Below are 20,553 nucleotides of genomic sequence, written 5' to 3' on the forward strand. Positions count from 1 at the left end.
CATCCAGCTATGGCCCTGCGGGGGCAGCCAGAGGCGGACACGGGCACTCACGTGAAACGGAAGGACAGTCCCTTGACCCACTCCCTCATCGGCCGCCTGCGGCGGTCCAGTGCCATCGGCCTCACGGGCCTGCTGGCGGCCACGCCGCTGGCCGCGCAGGACAGCGACGACACCAGCGTGATCGCGCTGGACGAGATCATGGTGCAATCCGCCTCGGGCGGCGAAACCACGGTGCAGGATGCGCCGGCCTCGATCTCGGTCATCGACAGCGAGACCATCGAGAAGGAAGGCGCGCGCGAGTTGACCGACGTGCTGCGCAAGATCCCCGGCCTGAACCTGACGCGCGGCAACAGCGGCACCAATGATGTGTCCTTCCGCGGCATGTCCTCCAGCCGGACGCTCTACCTCGTCAACGGCAAGCGGATCAGTTCCTCCGGTGCGATGCTGCGCGACTATCAGGGTGATCTGAGCACGATTCCCGTGGATGCCATCGACCGGATCGAAGTGGTCCGGGGTCCGATGTCCACGCTCTACGGCTCTGACGCCATGGGCGGGGTGATCAACATCATCACCAAGGAGCCCGGCGACATCTGGTCCGGCTCGGTCACGGCGGAATACACCACCGGCTCTGACGACACGACGGCGCCGAGCCGCCAGATCTCGGGCTACTTCAGCGGCAAGCTCTCCGAGACGGTGAACATGGCGATCTGGGGCAAGTATTCCAAGCAGGATGCGCCGGAGCCCTTCACCTACGTCGACGAGGAGGGCGAAGAGGCCTCCGTCAGCGGGACGCTCGGCTCCAAGGTGCACCAGATCGGGACGTCGCTGACATGGTCGCCCAGTTCTGCCGTCACCTGGGGCGTCGAGGCGACCCACAGCCAGGAAAACTACCTCGCCTACGACGATCACGACGGCAACCGCCTGAAAAAGACCGGCGTCGCGCTGACCAACGACTGGCAGATCGCCGGCGGCACCCTGTCGACCTACCTGCGCTATGAGCACAGCACCAATGAGCCCTGGGAGAGCGACGGCTACTGGGGCGACGCGATCGAATATGACACGGTCACCCTCGAAAGCCGGTACAACAACTTCGCCTACATCGCCGACCGCGAGCTGGAATACACCTTCGGCCTCGAAGTGGCGCGGGACAAGCTGAAGGACAACCAGACCAACCGCAACAACGCCGAGATCGGCGGCTCGGTCGTGACCGGTGCGCTCTATGCCGAGGGCCGTTACCAGGTGACCGATGCGCTGAAGCTGACGGCTGGCCTGCGCCTCGACCAGCACGAGGAATACGGCCTCCACGTCACGCCGCGGATCTACGCGAACTACGACCTTGGCAGCGGGCTGATGCTGAAGGCGGGGTATTCCCAGGCCTTCGTCGCGCCGGACCTGCGCTCGCTCAACCCCGACTACCTGATCGCCTCGCGAGGGAATGGCTGCAAACCCTATCCCGGGCCCTGCAACATCATCGGCAACCCCGACCTCGAACCCGAAACCTCGGACAACTACGAGATCGGGCTGAACTACCAGGGCGCGGGCCTGTCGTGGGAGGTGACGGCCTTCTACAACGACGTCACCAACATGTTCGGCGCCATGCGCACCGGCGAGCAGAACGAGAGCGGCTACGACATCTTCCAGCGCACCAACATCGACGAAGGCCGCACCGCCGGTGTCGAGGGCGGCATGTCCTTCGACGTGAGCCCCGATCTGACCTGGTCGAACACCTTCACCTGGATCGCCCTGTCGGAGTTCAAGTACGACTTCATGGACGAGACCTACCCGATGGCCACCACGCCCGAGCTGAACATCACCACCGGGCTGTCGTGGCGGGCGAATGACCGGCTGACCCTGAACGGGCAGGTGACCTATGTCGGGCGTCAGGCGGGCTACATCACCGAGGCCTCGCTGGGCGAGGACGAAGCCAACGCGGTGCCCGCGGGGCAGAACAGCGATCCCTATTTCCTCGTGGATGTCGGCATGACCTACGACGTGACCGACACGGCGCGGGTGAACTTCGGCATCGACAACCTGTTCGACCAGCAGCCCGACGACACGGTGTCGTATCGTGAAAACGGGCGGCTGTTCCGGGTCGGCCTGACGACGCGGTTCTGAGACCGGAGCCCTGAAGCCGTCGGCGGTGCCACCCACCGCCGACGGCCGGGTCCGGGCCCGCGTCCCGCGTTGGGGCCGGGGGCCCGCATCAGGAGACAGGGCCAAGAGACAGGACCACCGGCGGCATCTCCGCCGGTGGTCGTTTTTCGACGGGGTGGGCCGTCAGGCGAAGACCTTTGCGCGCTCCACCTGAACCGCCGCCCGCCTCCGCCGCCCGCCTCCGCGGCTTGTCATGCCGCGCGTTCCGGCGTATCGAAGGCGCAAGGTGCCGGGCACCTGCCGCCTGCAGACATGTGTCACGGTGAAGCCCGGAGCGTTACGACATCTCACCCCCGAAGCATTTCGAAGGTGGGCAATGCAGGCACCCTCCCGATCCGAAATGCCTCTCCGGAGGAGTGAGCGATGTCCCGAAGACACGCATCTTTACGATTTGAGACCACATCCCCTGTGCCGATCCCTGTCCTGACGGGCGCGGGCGGGGTACGACGCCGCGCAACGGACGCCACCCCGCAAAGGCAGGTGGAGGGGGCGGCATGACCCTTACCATCGACGCCGCCAAGGCGCAGGCCAAGGCCCTGCGGCAGGCCCTCGCCGCGCAGGGCACCGCCGTCAGCCATTCACAGGCGCTCGAACTCGTGGCGCAGCAGCATGGCGCGCGGGACTGGAACACGCTGCACGCGCGGCTGGGTCTCGGCAATGCGCCGCCGGAGCTGAAACTCGGGTCCCGGGTCGAGGCGCGCTACCTCGGGCAGAGTTGCCGGGGCGAGGTCGTGGGCCTGTCCGGTCCCGAGGGCTTCCGCAAAGTCGAGATCAAGCTGGATGCGCCGGTGGACACCGTGCAGTCCGAGCATTTCTCGAACTGGCGGCACCGCATCCACGCCACGCTGGACACCGAGGGCCGGAGCCACAGCTGCACCTCGGACGGCAGGCCGCATCTGGTGGTGGATCGGGTGCTGGGCTGAGGCGGCAGCGGGTCCGGGCTTGCACCGAGACGTGATCCCTGATGCCGGGGCTGCGTTGCCTCAGGCCCGTATCTCGCGCCCGTAACCTCAGGTTCGGCTCGATCGTCCCGGTCGGACAGGCCCGGCATTCCGGGCCCGTAGACTCACGCCCGGTCGGACAGGTGCCGGACGGCCTCCGAGGGTCATCCGGCGCCTGTCCCGGCCAAGAGACGGTGCAGGGGGCTCAGCCCTCCTGCGCCGCGACCTGAACCAGAGCGGTATGGGCGCTGCTGCCCTGCGCGAGGCGTGAGGTGCCCACGTCCTTCGTCAGGACGTTGGGGTTGCCGTGCGGGTCGATATTGCCGCCGGGATCGCCGAACCATGCACCTGTGGGCAGGGCCACGACACCGGGGCGGATGTCCTCGCTCACCTGCGCACGGGCCCGCACGGCGCCACGGGCGTTGAAGACCCGCAGCAGCATCCCGCTTTCGATCCCGCGCGGGGCGGCATCGGCGGGGTGGATCAGCAGCGTCTCGGGCCGGGCGCCGGGACGGTCGGCCAGCGCGGCCTCCAGCTGGCTGTGCAGCTTGTCGCCGGGCTGCGGAGAGACGAGGTGCAGCGGCGTGGCCTCGGATGCAGTGCCCAGCCATTCACTGGGCGGCAGCCAGACCGGATGGCCCGGGCAATCGTCGTAGCCGAAGCCGTCGATCGTCTCCGAGAAGATCTCGATCCTGCCCGAGGGCGTCTTGAGCGCGGCCCCCTCCGGATCGGCCCGGAAGCGCGACAGAACCGTCTCCTGAGGCCCGGTCAGGATGATCGGCAGACGGACCCAGTTCTTCTCCCGCAGGGCCTCCAGCGTCGGAACGTCGATCCCGTCGGCCTGCGCGCGGTCGTGGTAATCGGCATAGAGCGCCTCGATCCATTCGGTCGAACTCAGGCCCTCGGTGAACACCGCCTCCACATCGCCTTTCATCCGCGCGGCGATCCCGGCGAAGATGTCGTAATCGTCCCGGGCCTCGGCCACGGGCGGGATCATCTGCGGCATGTGGAAGAGGTATTCATCCATCGAGGAGCGCCCAATGTCCTCGCGCTCGTAGGAGGTGGTGGCGGGGAAGACGATGTCGGCGCGTTTCGCCGTGGGCGTCCACCAGATCTCGTTCACGAGGATCGTCTCGGGCCGCTGCCACGCGTCGTGCAGGGCGTTCAGGTCCTGATGGTGGTGGAACGGGTTGCCGCCGGCCCAGTAGATCAGCCGGATATCGGGGTAGGGGCCGCGCCGCCCGTTGAAGTCGTAATCCTGTCCGGGGTTGCGCAGCATGTCCGCGATCCGCGCCACGGGGATCACGGTGGAGACCGCGTTGTCGCCCTGCGGCAGGGTCATCCCGCCCATCCGGCGCAGCACCTTGCCCACGCCGCCGATCGCACCGTAGCCATAGCCGACACCGCCGCCGGGCAGGCCGATCTGCCCCAGCATCGCCGCCAGGACGGCGGACATCCAATAGGGTTGCTCCCCATGTTCGCCGCGCTGCAGGGACCATGCCACGGTGATCAGCGTGCGGCCCGCCGCCATCCGGCGCGCCAGCGTGCGGATCGTCCCGGCGTCGCAGCCACAGATCGGGGCGGCCCACTCGGGCGTCTTGGGCGTGCCGTCGCTGTCGCCCATGAGGTAGGGGCGGAACCGCGCGAACCCGGTGCTGTAGCGGTCGAGGAAGGCATGATCCGTCAGCCCCTCCTCCTCCAGCACATAGGCCAGCGCCAGCATCAGCGCCGTGTCCGAGGCGGGCGTCAGCGGCAGCCAGTCGCAGCCCTCGGGGGCATCCACGCGCTGCGGGCCCACGTTGAGGCAATAGGTGCCCTTGGCCAGCAGCTTGGCGATCCAGCCCGCCGTGCCATGTTCGGTCACGCCGCCCATGGAAACCTGCGAGTTCTTGGGATTGATCCCCCCGAACATCACGATGGTATCGGTGTGGTCGTGGATCACTTCCCAGCTGTCCTGATTGTCGTAGATCAGGCTCAGGAAGTTCTCGCCGAAGACATGGGGCATGATCGACTGGGCGCAGCCGGTGGAATAGCTGCCGAAGGAGGCGACATAGCCGCCCATGGCGTTCAGGAACCGGTGCACCTGGCTCTGCGCATGGTGGAACCGCCCGGCGGAGGACCAGCCGTAGGAGCCGCCGAAGATCGCCTCGTTGCCGTGGGTCCTGCGCACGCGGTCCAGTTCCTGCGCCGCGATCTCCAGCGCCTCGTCCCAGGGCAGGTCGACGAACTCATCGCTGCCGCGTCCCTCCTTGCGGCGGCCCTCAAGCCAGCCGCGCCGGATCGCGGGGCGCTGGATGCGCGTCGCGTGATGCACGGCGGCGGGGATGACATAGGGCACCGCATGGGGGTTCGGGTCATCGGCGAAGGGCCGGGCGGCCACGATGCGGTCGCCCTCCACGTCCACCTCGAAGGCGCCCCAGTGGCTGGATGTCACCCTTGTCTGTCGTTGCGATCCATCGGCCATCTGTCGTCTCCTGTTGCGCGGCGCGACCCTACTGCCGGGTCCCGCCGGGGGGAAGCGGGCGCGCCGCAAAGGGCCCCCTGCGCGGGGGGCCATTCCCTTGCGCTGCCCGAAGCCTGTGCGACGACTCTTGCGTCGGTTGCAAGTAATCTTGGGATATTTTCAATTTTAGAAACGAATCCGCCGCGCTAGGCTTCGCTTACGTTTTGGGAGGAACCTTATCATGAATTTCCGCTTGCGCGCTCTTGGCGCTGCAAGTGCCATTGCACTTGCCCTGTCCTTCGGACCGGCCCACGCCGGCAAGAACGACGATACGCTTCGCGCCGCCATGGCCGAAGAGATCCTGAACCTCGATTACAATTACACCACCAAGCGCGAGTACATCATCCTCGCGCAGCTGACCGATGCCACGCTCTTCACCATCGACCCGGACACGCAGGAGGTACAGCCCTCCATCGCGACTGCCTATGATTTCGTCGATGACACCACGCTGGACGTGACCCTGCGCGAGGACGTCAAGTTCCACGACGGCAGCACCCTGAGCGCCGAGGATGTGGCCTACAGCTACAACTGGATCAAATCCCCCGAGAGCGAGTCGAATGCCACCGGCGTCGTCTCCCGCTGGCTGGAGAACGCCGAGGTCGTTGCGCCGAACAAGGTGCGCTTCCACCTCGCCTCGGTCTATCCGCTGGTGATCCGCGACATGGCGAACCGGATCATGATCCGCAAGGCCGGCACCTATGACGCCAACGGCACGATCAACCGCGACGCCATGGCGAGCGACCTGATCGCGACCGGCCCCTACAAGGTCACCTCCTTCGAGCCGGGCACCGAACTGGTGCTGGAACGCTTCGAGGACTACTTCGGCGACAAGCCCGCGATCCAGAAGATCATCGTGCGCAACATCCCCGACGTGGGCACCCAGCAGGCCGAACTGATGTCGGGCGGCGTGGACTGGATGTTCAAGGTGCCGCTCGATCTGGCGGAGAGCCTCGGCAAGACGCCGATGGCCTCGCACCTCAGCGGCGCGGACCTGCGGGTGGGCTTCATCGTGCTCGACGCCCATGGCTACACCGATCCGGAAGGCCCGCTGACCGATGTCCGCGTGCGGCAGGCGATCAACCACGCGCTGAACACCGAGGAGATGGCGAAATACCTGATCGGCGGCTCTGCCGAGGCGATCCACACCGCCTGCCACCCGGCGCAGTTCGGCTGTGACCAATCCGTCACCGCCTATCCCTACGACCCCGAGAAGGCCAAGGCCCTGCTGGCCGAGGCAGGCTTTGCCGATGGCTTCCCGCTGGAGCTCTGGGCCTATCGCGACAAGGCCGCGGCCGAAGCGGTGGCGGCGGACCTGACCGCCGTGGGGATCGATGTGAACCTGCGCTACGTCAAGCTGGAGAGCCTGAACCAGGCCCGCGCGGCCCGCGATATCCCGGCCTACTTCGGCACCTGGGGCTCGGGCGGCACGGCGGATACGGCGGCCATCGCGCGCATCCACTTCTCCGACAGCGACCGCAACATGTCGGGCGATGCGGACCTCGAGACGCTGGTCCTCTCGGCCGAACAGACGGCGGATCAGGAGAAGCGCAAGGAGATCTACTCCGAGGCGCTGGGCAAGATCGCGGACGAAGCCTACTGGGCGCCGCTCTTCACCTATTCGGCGAACTACCTTGTTTCGCCGGACCTCGACTTCCCGCTCGATCCGGACGGGCTGCCGCGCCTGCAGCACGCCAGCTGGAAATGATGCCGGTGGCGGGGCCCGCGCGGCCCCGCCAGACCCCGGTTCGCCAGACCCAGCCGGTCTGACCCCGCCCGCCTGATCCCAGCCGGAGACCACAATGCTCAGATACATCGCGCTCAGGGGGCTCCTCGCCCTGCTCGTGGCCTTTACCGTGTCACTTGCCGCCTTCTTCCTTCTCAACGTCGCCACAGACCCGGCACAGGCCATCGCCGGCGAGGATGCCACCCCCGACGTGGTGGAGGCGATCCGCGCCCGCTACGGGCTCGACCAGCCGATGCCGGTGCGCTACGCCGAATGGCTCGGCGGGGTGCTTCAGGGCGATTTCGGGGAAAGCTACTACTGGCACAAGCCGGTGGCGGAACTGGTCGTCGATCGCGCCGATGAGACCCTGACACTGGCCTTTTCGGCCCTCGCGGTCACCATCCTGATCGCCATCCCGCTGGGCGCCCTCGCCGCGCTGAACCCCAACAGCTGGATCGACCGCTTCGCCCTCGGCGTCGCCGTCTCGGCGCAGGCGGTGCCGAACTTCTGGCTGGGGCTGATCATGATCATCCTCTTCGGCGTCATGGTCCCGATCTTCCCGGTGTCGGGCGATGACACGTGGCGCCACTTCGTCCTGCCGGCCTTCGTGCTGGGGGCCTCCTCGGTGCCGGCCGTGATGCGGCTGACGCGCACCGGCCTGATCGAGGTCATGGGGGCCGACTACATCCGCACCGCACGGGCCAAGGGCTTCCGCGGCTGGCCGCTGCTGCAACGCCATGCGCTGCGCAACGCGCTGTTGCCGGTGATTTCGGTCCTGGCGGTGCAGCTGGGCCAGAAATTCGGCGGCTCCGTCATCACCGAAAGCATCTTTGCCATCAACGGGCTGGGACGGCTGGCACTGGAATCGATCCTCGGCGCGGACATCCCGACCGTGCAGATGCTGATCTTCGTCTTCGCCATCGTCTTCGTCGCCATGAACCTGCTCGCCGACATCCTGAATGCGGCGCTTGACCCGAGGATCCGGATCGGATGACCGACACTGACATGACACTCGCCGCCGTCGAAAGCGGCCCGGAGGCCGAGGCCGAGGGGCTGACCCCCGGCCAGATCTTCCGCCAGAGGCTCTTTGGCCACACCGGTTTCCTGATCGGGGCGGGCCTGCTGCTGCTGATCGCGCTGATCGCCCTGCTGGCGCCCTACATCGCGCCGCACGATCCCTTCCAGCAATCGCTGGCCAACCGGATGCTGCCCCCCGTCTGGGCCGAGGGCGGCAATCCTGACTACCTGCTGGGCACCGACCAGAACGGGCGCGATTACCTGTCGCGGCTGATCTACGGCACCCGCGTCTCGATCACCATCGGTGTCGGCGCGGCCACCATCGGCATGCTGATCGGCGTCACGCTGGGGGTGCTTGCGGGCTACTTCGGCGGCTGGGTGGACCACGCCATCAGCTTCCTGCTGACCGCGCAGCTGGCGCTGCCGGGGCTGCTGCTGGCCATGGCGCTGGTCTTCATCATCGGCCCCTCGATCTGGGTCGTGATCGGGATCGTCGGCGTGCTGCACTGGACCTATTACCTCGTGGTGACACGGGCCGCGACTCAGCGCATCCGCAGCCTCGATTTCGTCGCCGCCGCCGCGGCCTCGGGCGCCACCCCGCGCCAGATCATCTGGCACGAGATCCTGCCCAACCTCGCCTCCTCGATCATCGTGATCTTCACCTTCGAACTGGGCATCGCGATCCTTGCCGAAAGCTCGCTCAGCTTCCTGGGCGTCGGTATCCAACCGCCCACGCCGTCCTGGGGCCTTATGATCGCCGAGGGCAAGCAGGCCATGTTCTACCGCCCGTGGCTGGTGGTCCTGCCGGGCATCTGCCTCTTCCTGCTGGTCATCGGTGCCAACCTGATGGGCGACGGGCTGCGTGACATCACCTCGCCGGAGGGCCGTTCGAAATGACCAGACTTCTCGATATTCAGGGCCTCTCCGTCGCGCTGCCCCTGCCCAACGGCACGCTGCACGCGGTGCGCGATGTCTCCCTCTCGCTCGATCAGGGCGGCACGCTGGGGATCGTGGGCGAAAGCGGCTCGGGCAAGTCCATGTCGGCACTGGCGCTGATGCGGCTGCTGCCGCGCGGGGCCGACTGTCAGGCGACGCGCCTTGCCCTCGCCGGGCAGGACCTGCGCGATCTGGACGACCGCAGCTTCACCCGGCAGATCGCCGGCCCCCGCATCGGCATGATCTTCCAGGAGCCGATGACCTCGCTCAACCCGGTCTACACCATCGGCCGCCAGATGACCGAGGGTGCGGTGATGCGCGGCCTGCTGTCGGGCACCGAGGCCCGCCGCAAGGCCATCGACCTGCTGGACCGTGTCGGCATCCCCGATCCCGAGGGGCGCATGGGGCAGTATCCGCACCAGATGTCCGGCGGCCAGCGGCAGCGCGTCATGATCGCCATGACCCTGATGCTGGACCCCGACTTGCTGATCGCGGACGAGCCGACGACCGCACTCGATGTCACCGTGCAGGCGCAGATCCTCGACCTGCTGGATGACCTGAGGCGCGAGCGGCAGATGGGTATGATCCTGATCTCCCACGACCTCGCCGTGGTGGCCGAACGCTCGGACCACGTGGCGGTGATGTATGGTGGCGAGATCATCGAACAGGGCGCGTCTCAGGCGGTGCTGCGGGCCCCCGCGCATCCCTATACACAGTCCCTGTTGCAGGCGATTCCGCAGTTGGGCGATGCGCCTGCGCGGCTCGGCGCCATCCCCGGCACCGTGCCCTCGCTCATGTCGCCACCCTTGGGTTGCGTCTTTGCGCCCCGCTGCGCCCATGCCCGGGCCGAGTGTACCGCCGCCCGCCCGCCGGAGCGGCAGCATGGACCCGATCATTCCTGCCTCTGCGTGCTGACGACGCCCCCCACGGGCCGCCGCGTGGCCGAACCCCTGCGCGCCCATGCGGAACCCGTGGGCGAGGCGGTGATCAGCGCCCGCGCGGTTTCGCAGGTGTTCCACAGCCGCAAGGGTCTCTTTGGCCCGAAACGCGAGATTCAGGCTCTAAACAACGTGGATTTGACCCTGAAGCGGGGCGAGACGCTGGCCCTGATCGGCGAGAGCGGGTCCGGCAAGTCGACGCTGGCGCGCATCCTGCTGGGGCTGGCCACGCCGACCTCGGGCGAGGTGACGATGCTGGGCCGCCCGGTGGCGGAGTTGAGCGGCGCGGAACGGGCGGGCTTCGTCCAGCCGATCTTCCAGGATCCCTATTCCAGCCTGAACCCGCGCCGCCGCCTGTCCGAGATCATCGCCCGCCCCCTCGTCCTGCGCGGCGAGAAGGAGCGCGCCGATCAGGCCGTGCGCGACGCGATGGACCTCGTCCGCCTGCCGAAGCGCCTGCTCCATGCCTATCCCAGCCAGCTCTCCGGCGGGCAGCGGCAGCGGGTGGCCATCGCGCGTGCCCTCGTGACCCGGCCCGAGGCGCTGATCTGTGACGAGCCGACCTCGGCACTCGATGTCTCGGTGCAGGCGCAGATCCTCAACCTGCTCGACGACCTGCGCGCCGAAATGGGGCTGACCTGCCTGATCATCACCCATGACATGGCCGTGGTGCACCAGATCGCGGACCGGGTCGCCGTCATGTACCAGGGCCGCATCGTGGAGGAGGGGGCGACCGCGCAGGTCCTCTCCCATCCCAGCCATGCCTATACGATCAACCTGCTGGCGGCCGCGCCCAGATTCGAGACGAAACCAGACGAAATCGAGGTGGCCGAATGAATTCTCCCGGCAAGGTCCTCACTGCGGCGACATTGTTTTCACGTGAAACGCTCTGGCAGTCCTGGCTGGACGTGGAGGCCGCCCTGGCCGAGACGCAGGCGGAGATGGGGATCATCCCCGCTGAGGCCGCCGTGGCGATCCGCAAGGCCGCCACGCTGGAAACCCTCGGCGTCGAGGCACTGGAGGCCGACATCCGGCGCACGCTGGCGCCCGTGCTGTCACTGACGCGGCTGCTGTCGCAGGCCGCCGGGCCCGCAGGCGATTACGTCCACTGGGGGGCCACCACGCAGAACGTGATGCAGACCGGGCGCATCCTGCTGATCCGGCAGGCCGATCAGGCGATCCGGCTGGGGCTCTCCGGCGCGCTCGACCGGCTGGGCGCGCTGGCCGAGGCCGAGGCCGAGACGCTGACCGCCGGGCGCACCAACCGGATGCACGCGCTGCCGATCACCTTCGGCTTCAAGGTCGCCGGCTGGATCGAGGAGATCTGTCGCGCCGCCGACCGGCTGGAGGACGCGGGCGCCCGGCTCTTTGCGCTGCCCTTCGGCGGGGCCGTCGGGGCGATGCAGGCCTTCGGCGTGCAGGGACAGGAGATCAACCGCCGGCTTGCCGCCCGGCTGGGCCTGCGGGAGCTGCTGGTGCCGGGCCGCACGGGCAATGACCTCTTCGCGGAATACGTGGTGCAGCTGTCCATGCTGGCGATGACGATCGAGCGGGTGGCGGGGGAACTCTACCTGCTCATGACGCAGGAAATCGGCGAGGTGGCGGAGGTGCTGGACGCGGGCACTGTCGGCTCCTCCACCATGCCACACAAGGTGAACCCCAAGTTCGTGGTCAAGGTGCTGGCGCAGGCGGCGGAGCTGCGCGGCCTTGCCGGGACCGCGCTGGAAACCGGGCGGTCGAGCCACGAGGGCGACGCGGCGCAGAACGGGCTTCTCAGCGCGGTGCTGGACCGGGCCGTGCCGCTGGGATGGACCATGGTCGAGGATTTCCGCCAGCTGCTGGGACGGATCGCGCTGAACCGCACCCGGATGGCCGAGAATGCCGCGCTGTCGGGTGGGGGCATCGCGACGGAGAACCTGATGATGCGGTTGGCCCCGCTGACCGGCCGGGCACAGGCGCATGACATCGTGCATCACGCGCTGGAACACGGGGCTGGGCGCCCGCCGCTGGAGGTGCTGACCGCCGCGCCCGAGCTGACGGTGCATCTGAGCGCGGCAGAGATCAAAGCCGCCCTCGATCCCGCCGCCTATACCGGCGACAGCGCCCGTATCGCGCGGGACGCGGCGGAGATGGCGCGGGCGCGGGCCGGGCAGCTGGCAGGCTAGATCAGGTAGACCAGATCGGCGAGCGCCGGGGTGTCCGCCCGGCGCCGCTCGATCACGCCCGAGAGCGCGTCGAGGAAGCCCTCGGCAAGGTCGGACTGCGGCCCCTGCGCACGGATCGAGGCATAGGTCAGCCAGTGATCCCCCGCCAGCGGGCGCATGGTGACGCCGCCAAGGGCCGTGGCGGGCACGCAGACCGGGTCGATCAGCGTCAGGCCAAGGCCATGGCGCACCATTTCCACGGTCACGAGGGTCGAACCGGTCTGGAACGCCACCTCGGTGCGCAGGCCCGCGTCGCCCATGACCTCCTCCAGCCGGTTGCGCCAGAGCTGCCCGGTGGTGAGCGAGACCAGAGGCTGCGTGGCGAGGTCCTGTACTGTCACCTCCTCCCGCGTGGCGAGGGGGTGATCCTGGGGCATGAGGATCGAATAGCGCGCGCGGATCAGCGGCATGATGTCGAGGGCGATGATCTCGTTCTGCACCGGCAGGGAGATGACGCCGAGGTTGTAGCCCCGCGCGGCGACCTTGCTCTCGATGCCGAAGCGGCTCTCGGTCTGGACGTTGCAGTTGAATCCGGCACCACCCGCCCGCATGGCAGTGATCGCGGGCACGACGAGGGCATTGGCCAGCGGCGGCGCGGTGACGACGGAAAGGTGCCGCCCGCCCTGATCCCGGATGTCGCGGGCGATGGCGGGGATCTCCTCGATCCCGTCGAGCGTATTGCCGATCTGCTGGTAGAAGCGCGCGCCGTCCTCGGTCAGTTGCAGGTTGCGCCGCGAGCGGGAGAAGAGCGTGAGTTGCACTTGGCTCTCCAACTGTCCCAGAAGACGGCTGGCGGCAGAGGCAGACAGCCCGATCCGCTCGCCCGCCTCGGTCAGGGAGCCGGTGAGCACGATGTTCCGGAACAGTTGCAGGGCCCGCAGGTTCATCGTCACACCTCCCTTGCGCGAATTGCAAGGATTGGCGGTGAACGGCGGCAGAAAGTCAAGAGTCCCGCCGGCACGGCGGCGGGCGGGACTCTCGTATATCAGGCTCTATACGGCGGTTTCGACCCTATTGGCGCGGCATGTCGGCGGGCCGGGTGACCCGCTTCTGCGCGGCGATGCGGAAGGGCGCGTTCGGCGCGCCATAGCCGTCGTAGGCGCCGCGGCGTTCGAGGATTTCGAAGAACATGCCGCCCGCGAAGGGGCGGGAGTAGATCTGGAAATACTCCCCCTGCGCATCGGCATCGTAGAGGATGTTGGCGGCGCGCATGGCCTCCAGCACCTCCGGCGCGATATCGAAACGCGCGGCGAGGTCGTCGTAGTAGTTCGGCGAGATCGGCAGCGCCTCGAAGCCATTCTCGGCCAGCTTGGCGGCACAGGCGAAGATATCGTCCGTCTCGAAGGCGACGTGCTGGACAGAGGCACCGAAACTGTCGGCAAGGAAGCTGCCCGCCATGGTGCGGTGCGTCTCGGCCCCGTTGAGGGTGATCCGCAGCGCCCCATTGCTGGCGGCAAGCGCCTGCGAGCGCACCAGCCCGTCCGGGTCCACCACGTCGAACATCGGCGCCTTCTTCATGTCGAAGAGCGAGGTGTAGAACAGCGACCACGACAGCATCTCGTCATAGGTCATGGTCTGGGCCACGTGGTCGACGCGGGTCAGCCCGGTGCCGGTGGTGTCGGCGTCCTCGTCCACGGTGAATTCCACCTTCCAGACATCGCGCAGCGCGTCGCTGTCATCGAGGAAGTGCAGGATCGAGCCGCCAAGCCCCCGGATCGCCGGAATGTCGAGCTGCCCGGGCACCAGCGGCTGGCTGAAGGCCTCGGCCCCGAGCGCGGTGGCGCGGGCCACGGTGTCATGGGCAGAGGAGACGCCGATGCCCACGTCGCAGATCGTCGTGCCGTGGACATTGTAGGCGGTGCCCGCGAAATCGCCGGGCTCGCTGTTCACCACGATGCGGATGTCGCCCTGCTGCCAGAGGGTGAGCTTCTTCGACATGTGGTGCCCGATGGCCCGGAAGCCGAGCGAGGCAAGCAGCTTGCCGAGGGTCTCGGCCTCGGCCCCGCGGCTGGCGAACTCGATGAACTCGGTCCCCGTCAGCTCCAGCCTTGCGGGCATCGGGGGCATGTCGACGGTCACGTCAGGCTCGGCCCGGCGCACGTCGTCCATCAGCGCGATGATCGAGCGGTAGCCGTCCTTGGCGATCGTCCTGGGCGAGCCGCCGCGGAACTGGTCGTTGAAAATCTCGAGGCTGATCGGCCCGGTGTAGCCCGCCGCCGTCACGGCCCGCATGAAGGCGGTCACGTCGAGGTCTCCCTCGCCCGGCATGTTGCGGAAGTGGCGCGACCAGTAGAGCAGGTCCATGTCGATCTTGGGCGCATCGGCCAGCTGGACGAAAAAGATCTTGTCGCCGGGAATGCGCCTGATGGTTTCGGGGTCGATCCCGCGCGACAGCGTGTGGAAGCTGTCGAGGATGACCCCGATGTTGGGATGATCGGCGCGGCGCACGATCTCCCATGCGTCACGGTGATCGTTCACGTGACGGCCCCAGGCGAGCGCCTCGTAGCCCACGCGCAGGCCGCGCTTGGCCGCCCGTTCGCCCAGTTCGGCGAAATCCTCGGCGGCGCGGTCGATCCCGCCCAAGGCCTCGGGGTGGACGGTGGAACAGACCAGCACGAGGTCGGTTCCCAATTCCTGCATCAGGTCGAACTTGCGCTCGGCCCGGTCGAAGGCCTTGGTGCGCAGCGCGCCGGGCAGGCCCTCGAAGTCGCGGAATGGCTGGAACAGCGGGATTTCGAGACCGTGATCACGGATCATCCGGCCCACGTCGCGCGGGCTGCCCGCATCGGCGATGAAATCCTGTTCGAAGATCTCGATCCCGTCGAAGCCGGCGGCCGCGATGGCCTCCAGCTTCTGGCGCAGGTTGCCCGAGATCGAAACGGTGGCGATCGCGGTCTTCATGGTCATTCCTCCGTCGTCGCTGGATCCAAGAGTGCCGCACGCAGGGCACCCGTGTCGAGGGGTTTGCCGTCCGAGAACAGCGTCCAGGCGTGGACGCCCTGCCAGAAGAAGAGCTCCCACCCCGAGATGATCTGCAGGCCGGCGGCTTCCGCATCCTGGAGGAACTGCGTGTCGGTGGGGGTATAGACGGCGTCGAAGACCCACTCCGACCCGGCCATGGCGGGGGCGGGCAGTGGCGTGCCCTCGTAGCCGACCATGCCGACGGGGGTGCAGTTGATCAGCCCCTGTGCGCCCGTGGCGGCCTCGGCCGCGTCGGAATGCACCGTGACCTCGACGCCCTTGCCGGCCGTGCGCAGTTCATCCGCCAGCGCCTCGGCCTTGGACAGGTCCCGGTCCACGAGGCGCAGCGCCGAGGCGCCGAGCCCCAGCAGCCCGAAGGCCACGGCCCGGCCCACGCCGCCGGTGCCGATCATCAGCACCGCGCCCGGGGGCGTCTCGCCCCGCGCGGCGCGATAGGCGGCCATGAAGCCGGAGAAATCGGTGTTGTGGCCCTTGGCGCCCTCGGCGTCGAAGAGCACGGTGTTCACCGCGCCCACCGAGCGGACCAGCGGGTCCTCGACCGTCACCTTGGCAAAGGCGCGTTCCTTGTAGGGGTAGGTCACGTTGATCCCGCGGTAGCCCGCGCCGGGGCACCAGGCAAAGAGGTCGTCGAAGTCCTTGCCCTGCTCGCGCGGGATCAGGCGGTCATAGCGGACCACCATGTCGTTCTGCCGCCCCACCAGCTGGTGTAGGAGGGGCGAGCGGGATTTGGCGATATTGTCGCCGATCAGGCCCAGAAGAAGGTCAGGCGCTGCCTGGGTCATCGGTCAGTTACTCCCGGTGCGGCCGAAGAGCCGCGTTTTGGCAATCCGCCAGAGCGGCGTCTGCGAGACGAAGATGAAGATCACGGCGAGCAGCAGCACGGTGGACAGCGGGCTGCTGAAGATGCCGGAGAAGAAGCGGCCGAGGTCCTCGCGCTCCGAGATGATCGCGCGGCGCCAGTTGTCGTCCAGCAGGCGCGACAGGATCACGCCGAGGATCACCGGACCCAGCGGGTAGCCGTAGTGCCGCATGAAGTAGCCGAAGACGCCGAAGCCGAGCATCCAGTAGACATCCGTGACCGAGTTGTTCACGGCGAAGGCGCCCACGATGGAGAGCAGCAGGATCAGCGGGATCAGCACCGAGCGGGGCATCTCGACGATCTTGGTGAAGATCTTGATGCCGGTCAGGCCGAAGAGCAGGATGAAGAAGTTCGCCATCACCAGCGCGCCGACGATGAACCAGAACATGTTCGGGTTGTCGACCATCAGCATCGGGCCGGGGTTCAGCCCGTGGATGAAGAGCGCGCCGATCATGATCGCGGTCACCGCGTCGCCGGGGATGCCGAGGGTCATCATCGGGATGAAGGCCCCGCCCACGGCGGCGTTGTTGGCGGTCTCGGGGGCGACGAGGCCCTCGATCGCACCGTCGCCGAAGGGCCGCGAGGGGTTCTTGGTGACGCGCTTGGCATGGTCGTAGGCCATCAGCGCCGCGATGTCGCCGCCGGTGCCGGGCAGGGCGCCGATGATCACCCCGATGGTCGAGGTCTGCATCGAGAGCGGCAGGTGTTTCTTCACGGTGCCGAGCGAGGGCACGATGCGGCTGATCTTCTGCTTCACGGCGGTCTTGTCGACGTGGTGCAGTTGCAGCAGCGCCTCGGAGACGCCGAACATCCCGATCATGACGGCGATGAAGGAAATTCCGCCTTCCATGATCTGAAGGTCGAAGGTGAAGCGTTCGGTGAAGGTCAGCGGGTCGCGGCCCACGGCGCCGATGGCGATCCCGAGGGCCCCGGCAAAGATGCCCTTGACCAGCGAGCCGGAGGAGAGCGAGCCGACCAGCAGGATGCCGAGGATCGCCAGCAGCATGTAGTCGCGCGGCTGGAATTTTAGCGCGAAGTCCGAAACGAAGGGCGCGGCGAGGGCGAGGACCCCGATGCCGATGAAGCCGCCGATGAAGGACATGACCGTGCTGACGCCGATGGCGGTGCCCGCCTCGCCCCGCTGGGCCATGGGATAGCCGTCCATGGCCGTGGCGATGGCCGAGGGCGCGCCGGGGATGTTCAGCAGGATCGCGGTGCGCGAGCCGCCATAGACACCGCCCATGTAGATGCCGACCATCAGCGCGAGCGCCGGGTAGACTTCCCACGAGAAGGTGAAGGAGATCAGGATCGACACCGCCATGGTGACGGAGAGACCGGGGATCGCGCCGATGTAGACACCGGCAAAGGTGCCGAGACCCACCAGGAGCAGCAGCTGCGGCTGGGTGATGACGGTCAGGAAGGCGAGGAACATGTCCATCAGGCGGCCCCTCCGGAGGTGAGGTTACGGAAGAACTGGAGGATCTCCGCCTCGGGCACGATGCCCGCGGGCATCAGCACGGTGAAGACGATGCGGAAGACGATCCAGATGATCAGAAGGGTGAAGAGCGAGACCCCGATGGCAAAGCCCCAGCCGCGGTCGGAGAGCAGCTTGACCGAGGCGATCAGGAACAGCGCCGCCGTGGGCAGGAAGCCGAGCGGGATCAGCAGCGCCCCGAAGGCGGCAAGGAATACGACGAAGACGATCACCTTCACCGGCAGGATGTCGCGCGAGAGGGTCTCGGTCGTGACCTTGGGCCGCCGCGCGGTCTTCACGAGGATGACGAGGGCCGAGATCACCATCGCCGCCGTGGTGGCCATGGGGACGGCGCCGGGGGCCGAGAGGGCGTCGAAGCCCGAGATGCCGTAGGCGCTCCACAGCAGGTAGAGGCTGGCCAGAGCCATGATGACGGCAAAGCCCAGTTCGCCGGGGCGGCGTTCCTTGGTGTAGCCGCCGGGGGTGGCATCGGACGTGCCGTCGTGGTGATCGGCGTCGCCGCGGTAGTCGGGATCCATTCTGTCCTCCTCAGTGTCGCCCGTGGCGGCGGGGGGCCGCTGCGACCTGGTCCAACGAGAAGCGCCGCCCATCGGAGAAGACGGGCGGCGCCGAAGTACGAAATCAGTTGTTTCGTCTGGCCCGCTCTAGCGGATCATTCGCCGGGCTTGGCGATGCCGAACTCCTCGGGCGAGGCCTTGGTGAGGCCCGCGTCCTGAAGCAGCCACGCGGTGTTCTGCTGCCAGGTGGTGAGGAAGTCCTGCGCCTCGTCGCCGGACATGTTCATGATGGTGTAGCCGCGGCCGTCCATCAGGCTGACGAAGTCTTCGTTCTCGGCACCGGCGGCATAGGCCTCGGTCAGCTTGGCCACCACGTCATCGGGGGTGCCGTTCTTGACGAAGACGCCGAAGAAGGGGCCCCAGGGCAGCAGGCTGGAGTAACCGTCGTTGAACTCCGTCACCGGTTTCACGTCGGGCAGCTTGTCCGAGGCTTCCACGTCCATGATCGCCAGCGGCTTCATCTTGCCGCCGCGGATCGATTCGATGGCCGCGCCCAGAACGGCGGGCATCACGTCGATGGCCCCGCCCTGCAGCGCGGTCAGCGCCGGGCCGTCGCCGTCGTAGGGCACCGAGATCACGTCGAGATCGCCCTCGACGCTCTCCATCATCGCGGTGATGACGGAGGGCAGGCCGCCCGGGCCGGTCGCGCCGAGGCGCAGCTCACCGGGGTTCTCCGCGATGTACTTCATCATGCCCGCGTAATCGTCGAAGGGGGCATCGACGTTGGCGACCAGAACGGCGGTGCCGCGCGCCAGCAGGTTGATCGGGGTGAACTCGCTGTAGTCCTTGTCGCCCAGGCCCATCACCTTGTAGAGCAGCGGGTTTTCCGCGCCCATCAGCAGGGTGTAGCCATCGGCCTTGGCGCCGGCCACGTGGTTCAGCGCAATCGCACCCACGGCGCCGGTCATGTTCTGAAGAACGACGGTGCCGCCGAGGACGTCCTCGGCATGGGGCGTGACCGAGCGCATCACCGTATCGGTGGAGCCGCCGGCCCCCCACTGGATGATGCCCTGGATCTCTTTCGTCGGGTAGTCAGCAGCGGCCGCAGTGGTTGCGCCCAGAACCAGCGCCGACACGGCGCCTACGATAAAGTGCTTCATGGTTTCCTCCCAAAAGCTCCTCCGGCGGCTGATGGGGCGCACGATTGTTGCGCATTTCACCGCCGTTGAGACAATTTGCCTCTGGCTTTGCATAACGTCAAATATCCTGTCTGCGCAATCGTGAACATGATGTTAATCATTCACGGCGTCGTGTGGCCGGCATCTGCCAGTGCTGCGCGGCCTCGGCCAGCTCCTTTCGGAACTGTTTTATGGCGTATTCCGCGAAGTTGGACAGCACGCGGCCCTTCTTGCGCACCACGTAGATCGAGATGGAGCCCTCCTCCTTCAGGGGGCGCCGCGCGATGCCGGGCATGTAGACCTCCGCGACCGAGAACTCGTCGATCACCGCCACCCCGAGCCCGTGGCGCACGAGGCTGACGACGGTCTGGGCGAATCGCCCCCGGACACTCTGGGTCATTTCGATGCCGGCCTCGCGGAAGGGTTTCGCCACGAAGGCGCCGTAGGGGTCGGAAGGATCCACTCCGATCAGGGGCTCCTGCGCCAGATCGTGGAGGGAAACCACCTCCTGTGCGCAGAGCGGATGATCCTCCGGCAGGATCGCCACCAGCCGGCCGACGGCGATCTCCTCGTTCTCGATGCCCGGGTTGCGGACGGGGGAGGACATGATCACGAACTCCCCCCGCTCCAGCAGCAGGTAGTCGATCGTCTCCTCGATCTTGAGGATGTTCAGGTCGATGAAGAGGTCGGGATAGCGTCCGCGCAGGGAGCGGATCGCCCGCGCCGCGATGAACTGCGCCACCGAGGGGGCGGAGGCGAAGGACAGCCGGACGTCATGGCCCTTGTGCAGCGAGTCGAGCGCCATCTGCAGGTTCTCGACCCCGTTGTAGACCTCGCGGATCTGGTCGAAGACGGCACTGGCCTCCACCGCCGGCACGAAAAGGCCGGCGCGGCGTTCGAAGAGGCGCAGGCCCAGCGATTCCTCTGTATGCTTGATCAACCGGCTGATTCCGGGCGCCGAGACGCCAAGGTGCTCTGCCGCACCGCTGATCGTGCCGCGCAGCATCACCGCGCGGATCACCTCGATCTGCCGAAGCGTGATCTCTCGCATGGGGTCTCCTCCTCCCATCTTAACGCCGTGTTACGACGCTGGCGAATTTGATAATTGACGTTAAGGTCGGATGGC

Annotated in this window: 15 protein-coding genes; 7 read left to right on the forward strand and 8 right to left on the reverse strand. The window is 67.4% G+C overall.

Annotation, left to right across the window (positions count from 1 at the left end):
- The first annotated feature begins 72 nt into the window (after positions 1 to 72).
- Positions 73 to 2,115: a TonB-dependent receptor plug domain-containing protein gene (locus tag ACX9MO_RS08410; RefSeq protein ID WP_462214200.1), complete on the forward strand. Its 2,043-nt coding sequence runs from the start codon at positions 73 to 75 to the stop codon at positions 2,113 to 2,115.
- Between the two features lie 533 nt (positions 2,116 to 2,648).
- Positions 2,649 to 3,077, forward strand: coding sequence for a glyoxalase superfamily protein (locus ACX9MO_RS08415; RefSeq protein WP_462214201.1), 429 nt, complete (start codon positions 2,649 to 2,651; stop codon positions 3,075 to 3,077).
- Between the two features lie 223 nt (positions 3,078 to 3,300).
- On the opposite strand, the gene ACX9MO_RS08420 is transcribed toward ACX9MO_RS08415, so the two are convergent.
- Positions 3,301 to 5,559 (reverse strand): molybdopterin-dependent oxidoreductase, encoded by a 2,259-nt coding sequence (locus ACX9MO_RS08420; RefSeq protein WP_462214202.1) that lies wholly within the window; start codon positions 5,557 to 5,559, stop codon positions 3,301 to 3,303.
- Positions 5,560 to 5,779: 220 nt separating this feature from the next.
- Here ACX9MO_RS08420 and ACX9MO_RS08425 point away from each other — a divergent pair, with 220 nt between their 5' ends.
- The 5 genes from ACX9MO_RS08425 (at position 5,780) to ACX9MO_RS08445 (ending at position 12,377) form a co-directional block, all read left to right on the forward strand.
- Complete coding sequence (locus tag ACX9MO_RS08425; protein WP_462214203.1) at positions 5,780 to 7,303, forward strand: ABC transporter substrate-binding protein; 1,524 nt, start codon at positions 5,780 to 5,782, stop codon at positions 7,301 to 7,303.
- 94 nt (positions 7,304 to 7,397) lie between these two features.
- Positions 7,398 to 8,315 (forward strand): ABC transporter permease, encoded by a 918-nt coding sequence (locus tag ACX9MO_RS08430; RefSeq protein WP_222490748.1) that lies wholly within the window; start codon positions 7,398 to 7,400, stop codon positions 8,313 to 8,315.
- Positions 8,312 to 9,235, forward strand: coding sequence for an ABC transporter permease (locus tag ACX9MO_RS08435; RefSeq protein ID WP_222490747.1), 924 nt, complete (start codon positions 8,312 to 8,314; stop codon positions 9,233 to 9,235). Before ACX9MO_RS08430 ends, ACX9MO_RS08435 begins: the two co-directional genes overlap by 4 nt.
- Positions 9,232 to 11,049, forward strand: coding sequence for a dipeptide ABC transporter ATP-binding protein (locus ACX9MO_RS08440; protein ID WP_462214204.1), 1,818 nt, complete (start codon positions 9,232 to 9,234; stop codon positions 11,047 to 11,049). The genes ACX9MO_RS08435 and ACX9MO_RS08440 overlap by 4 nt, the downstream gene beginning before the upstream one ends.
- Before the next feature lie 32 nt (positions 11,050 to 11,081).
- Positions 11,082 to 12,377: a lyase family protein gene (locus ACX9MO_RS08445; protein ID WP_462214205.1), complete on the forward strand. Its 1,296-nt coding sequence runs from the start codon at positions 11,082 to 11,084 to the stop codon at positions 12,375 to 12,377.
- Here the strand turns inward: ACX9MO_RS08445 and ACX9MO_RS08450 are convergent.
- The 7 genes from ACX9MO_RS08450 to ACX9MO_RS08480 all read right to left on the reverse strand — a co-directional run bounded on the left by ACX9MO_RS08450 (position 12,374) and on the right by ACX9MO_RS08480 (position 20,478).
- Positions 12,374 to 13,303 carry a LysR family transcriptional regulator gene (locus tag ACX9MO_RS08450; RefSeq protein ID WP_222490744.1) on the reverse strand — a complete coding sequence of 310 codons (930 nt, stop codon included), beginning with the start codon at positions 13,301 to 13,303 and terminating at the stop codon, positions 12,374 to 12,376. The genes ACX9MO_RS08445 and ACX9MO_RS08450 overlap by 4 nt on opposite strands.
- Positions 13,304 to 13,427: 124 nt before the next feature.
- Entirely contained in the window at positions 13,428 to 15,317 is a 1,890-nt protein-coding gene (locus ACX9MO_RS08455) for a bifunctional sugar phosphate isomerase/epimerase/4-hydroxyphenylpyruvate dioxygenase family protein (RefSeq protein WP_462214206.1), read from the reverse strand.
- A 2-nt stretch (positions 15,318 to 15,319) separates the two neighbouring features.
- Positions 15,320 to 16,180 (reverse strand): shikimate dehydrogenase family protein, encoded by an 861-nt coding sequence (locus tag ACX9MO_RS08460; protein WP_462214207.1) that lies wholly within the window; start codon positions 16,178 to 16,180, stop codon positions 15,320 to 15,322.
- Positions 16,181 to 16,183: 3 nt separating this feature from the next.
- On the reverse strand, positions 16,184 to 17,695 hold the full coding sequence (locus tag ACX9MO_RS08465; protein WP_462214208.1) for a tripartite tricarboxylate transporter permease: 1,512 nt from the start codon (positions 17,693 to 17,695) through the stop codon (positions 16,184 to 16,186).
- Positions 17,695 to 18,270 (reverse strand): tripartite tricarboxylate transporter TctB family protein, encoded by a 576-nt coding sequence (locus ACX9MO_RS08470; protein ID WP_222490740.1) that lies wholly within the window; start codon positions 18,268 to 18,270, stop codon positions 17,695 to 17,697. Before ACX9MO_RS08470 ends, ACX9MO_RS08465 begins: the two co-directional genes overlap by 1 nt.
- 134 nt (positions 18,271 to 18,404) lie before the next feature.
- Positions 18,405 to 19,409: a Bug family tripartite tricarboxylate transporter substrate binding protein gene (locus ACX9MO_RS08475; RefSeq protein ID WP_222490739.1), complete on the reverse strand. Its 1,005-nt coding sequence runs from the start codon at positions 19,407 to 19,409 to the stop codon at positions 18,405 to 18,407.
- A gap of 136 nt (positions 19,410 to 19,545) precedes the next feature.
- A complete protein-coding gene (locus tag ACX9MO_RS08480; RefSeq protein WP_222490738.1) occupies positions 19,546 to 20,478 on the reverse strand; it encodes a LysR family transcriptional regulator in 933 nt (310 codons plus the stop codon).
- Positions 20,479 to 20,553: the final 75 nt, after the last annotated feature.

It is taken from the genome of Pseudooceanicola profundus (genome assembly GCF_054919315.1).

Excerpts from the sequence above, each read along its gene's own strand:
- ACX9MO_RS08415 (WP_462214201.1), top strand. The coding sequence starts at position 2,649 with ATGACCCTTACCATCGACGCCGCCAAGGCGCAGGCCAAGGCCCTGCGG.
- ACX9MO_RS08420 (WP_462214202.1), bottom strand. The coding sequence starts at position 5,559 with ATGGCCGATGGATCGCAACGACAGACAAGGGTGACATCCAGCCACTGG.
- ACX9MO_RS08425 (WP_462214203.1), top strand. The coding sequence starts at position 5,780 with ATGAATTTCCGCTTGCGCGCTCTTGGCGCTGCAAGTGCCATTGCACTT.
- ACX9MO_RS08430 (WP_222490748.1), top strand. The coding sequence starts at position 7,398 with ATGCTCAGATACATCGCGCTCAGGGGGCTCCTCGCCCTGCTCGTGGCC.
- ACX9MO_RS08435 (WP_222490747.1), top strand. The coding sequence starts at position 8,312 with ATGACCGACACTGACATGACACTCGCCGCCGTCGAAAGCGGCCCGGAG.
- ACX9MO_RS08440 (WP_462214204.1), top strand. The coding sequence starts at position 9,232 with ATGACCAGACTTCTCGATATTCAGGGCCTCTCCGTCGCGCTGCCCCTG.
- ACX9MO_RS08450 (WP_222490744.1), bottom strand. The coding sequence starts at position 13,303 with ATGAACCTGCGGGCCCTGCAACTGTTCCGGAACATCGTGCTCACCGGC.
- ACX9MO_RS08455 (WP_462214206.1), bottom strand. The coding sequence starts at position 15,317 with ATGAAGACCGCGATCGCCACCGTTTCGATCTCGGGCAACCTGCGCCAG.
- ACX9MO_RS08460 (WP_462214207.1), bottom strand. The coding sequence starts at position 16,180 with ATGACCCAGGCAGCGCCTGACCTTCTTCTGGGCCTGATCGGCGACAAT.
- ACX9MO_RS08465 (WP_462214208.1), bottom strand. The coding sequence starts at position 17,695 with ATGGACATGTTCCTCGCCTTCCTGACCGTCATCACCCAGCCGCAGCTG.
- ACX9MO_RS08470 (WP_222490740.1), bottom strand. The coding sequence starts at position 18,270 with ATGGATCCCGACTACCGCGGCGACGCCGATCACCACGACGGCACGTCC.
- ACX9MO_RS08475 (WP_222490739.1), bottom strand. The coding sequence starts at position 19,409 with ATGAAGCACTTTATCGTAGGCGCCGTGTCGGCGCTGGTTCTGGGCGCA.
- ACX9MO_RS08480 (WP_222490738.1), bottom strand. The coding sequence starts at position 20,478 with ATGCGAGAGATCACGCTTCGGCAGATCGAGGTGATCCGCGCGGTGATG.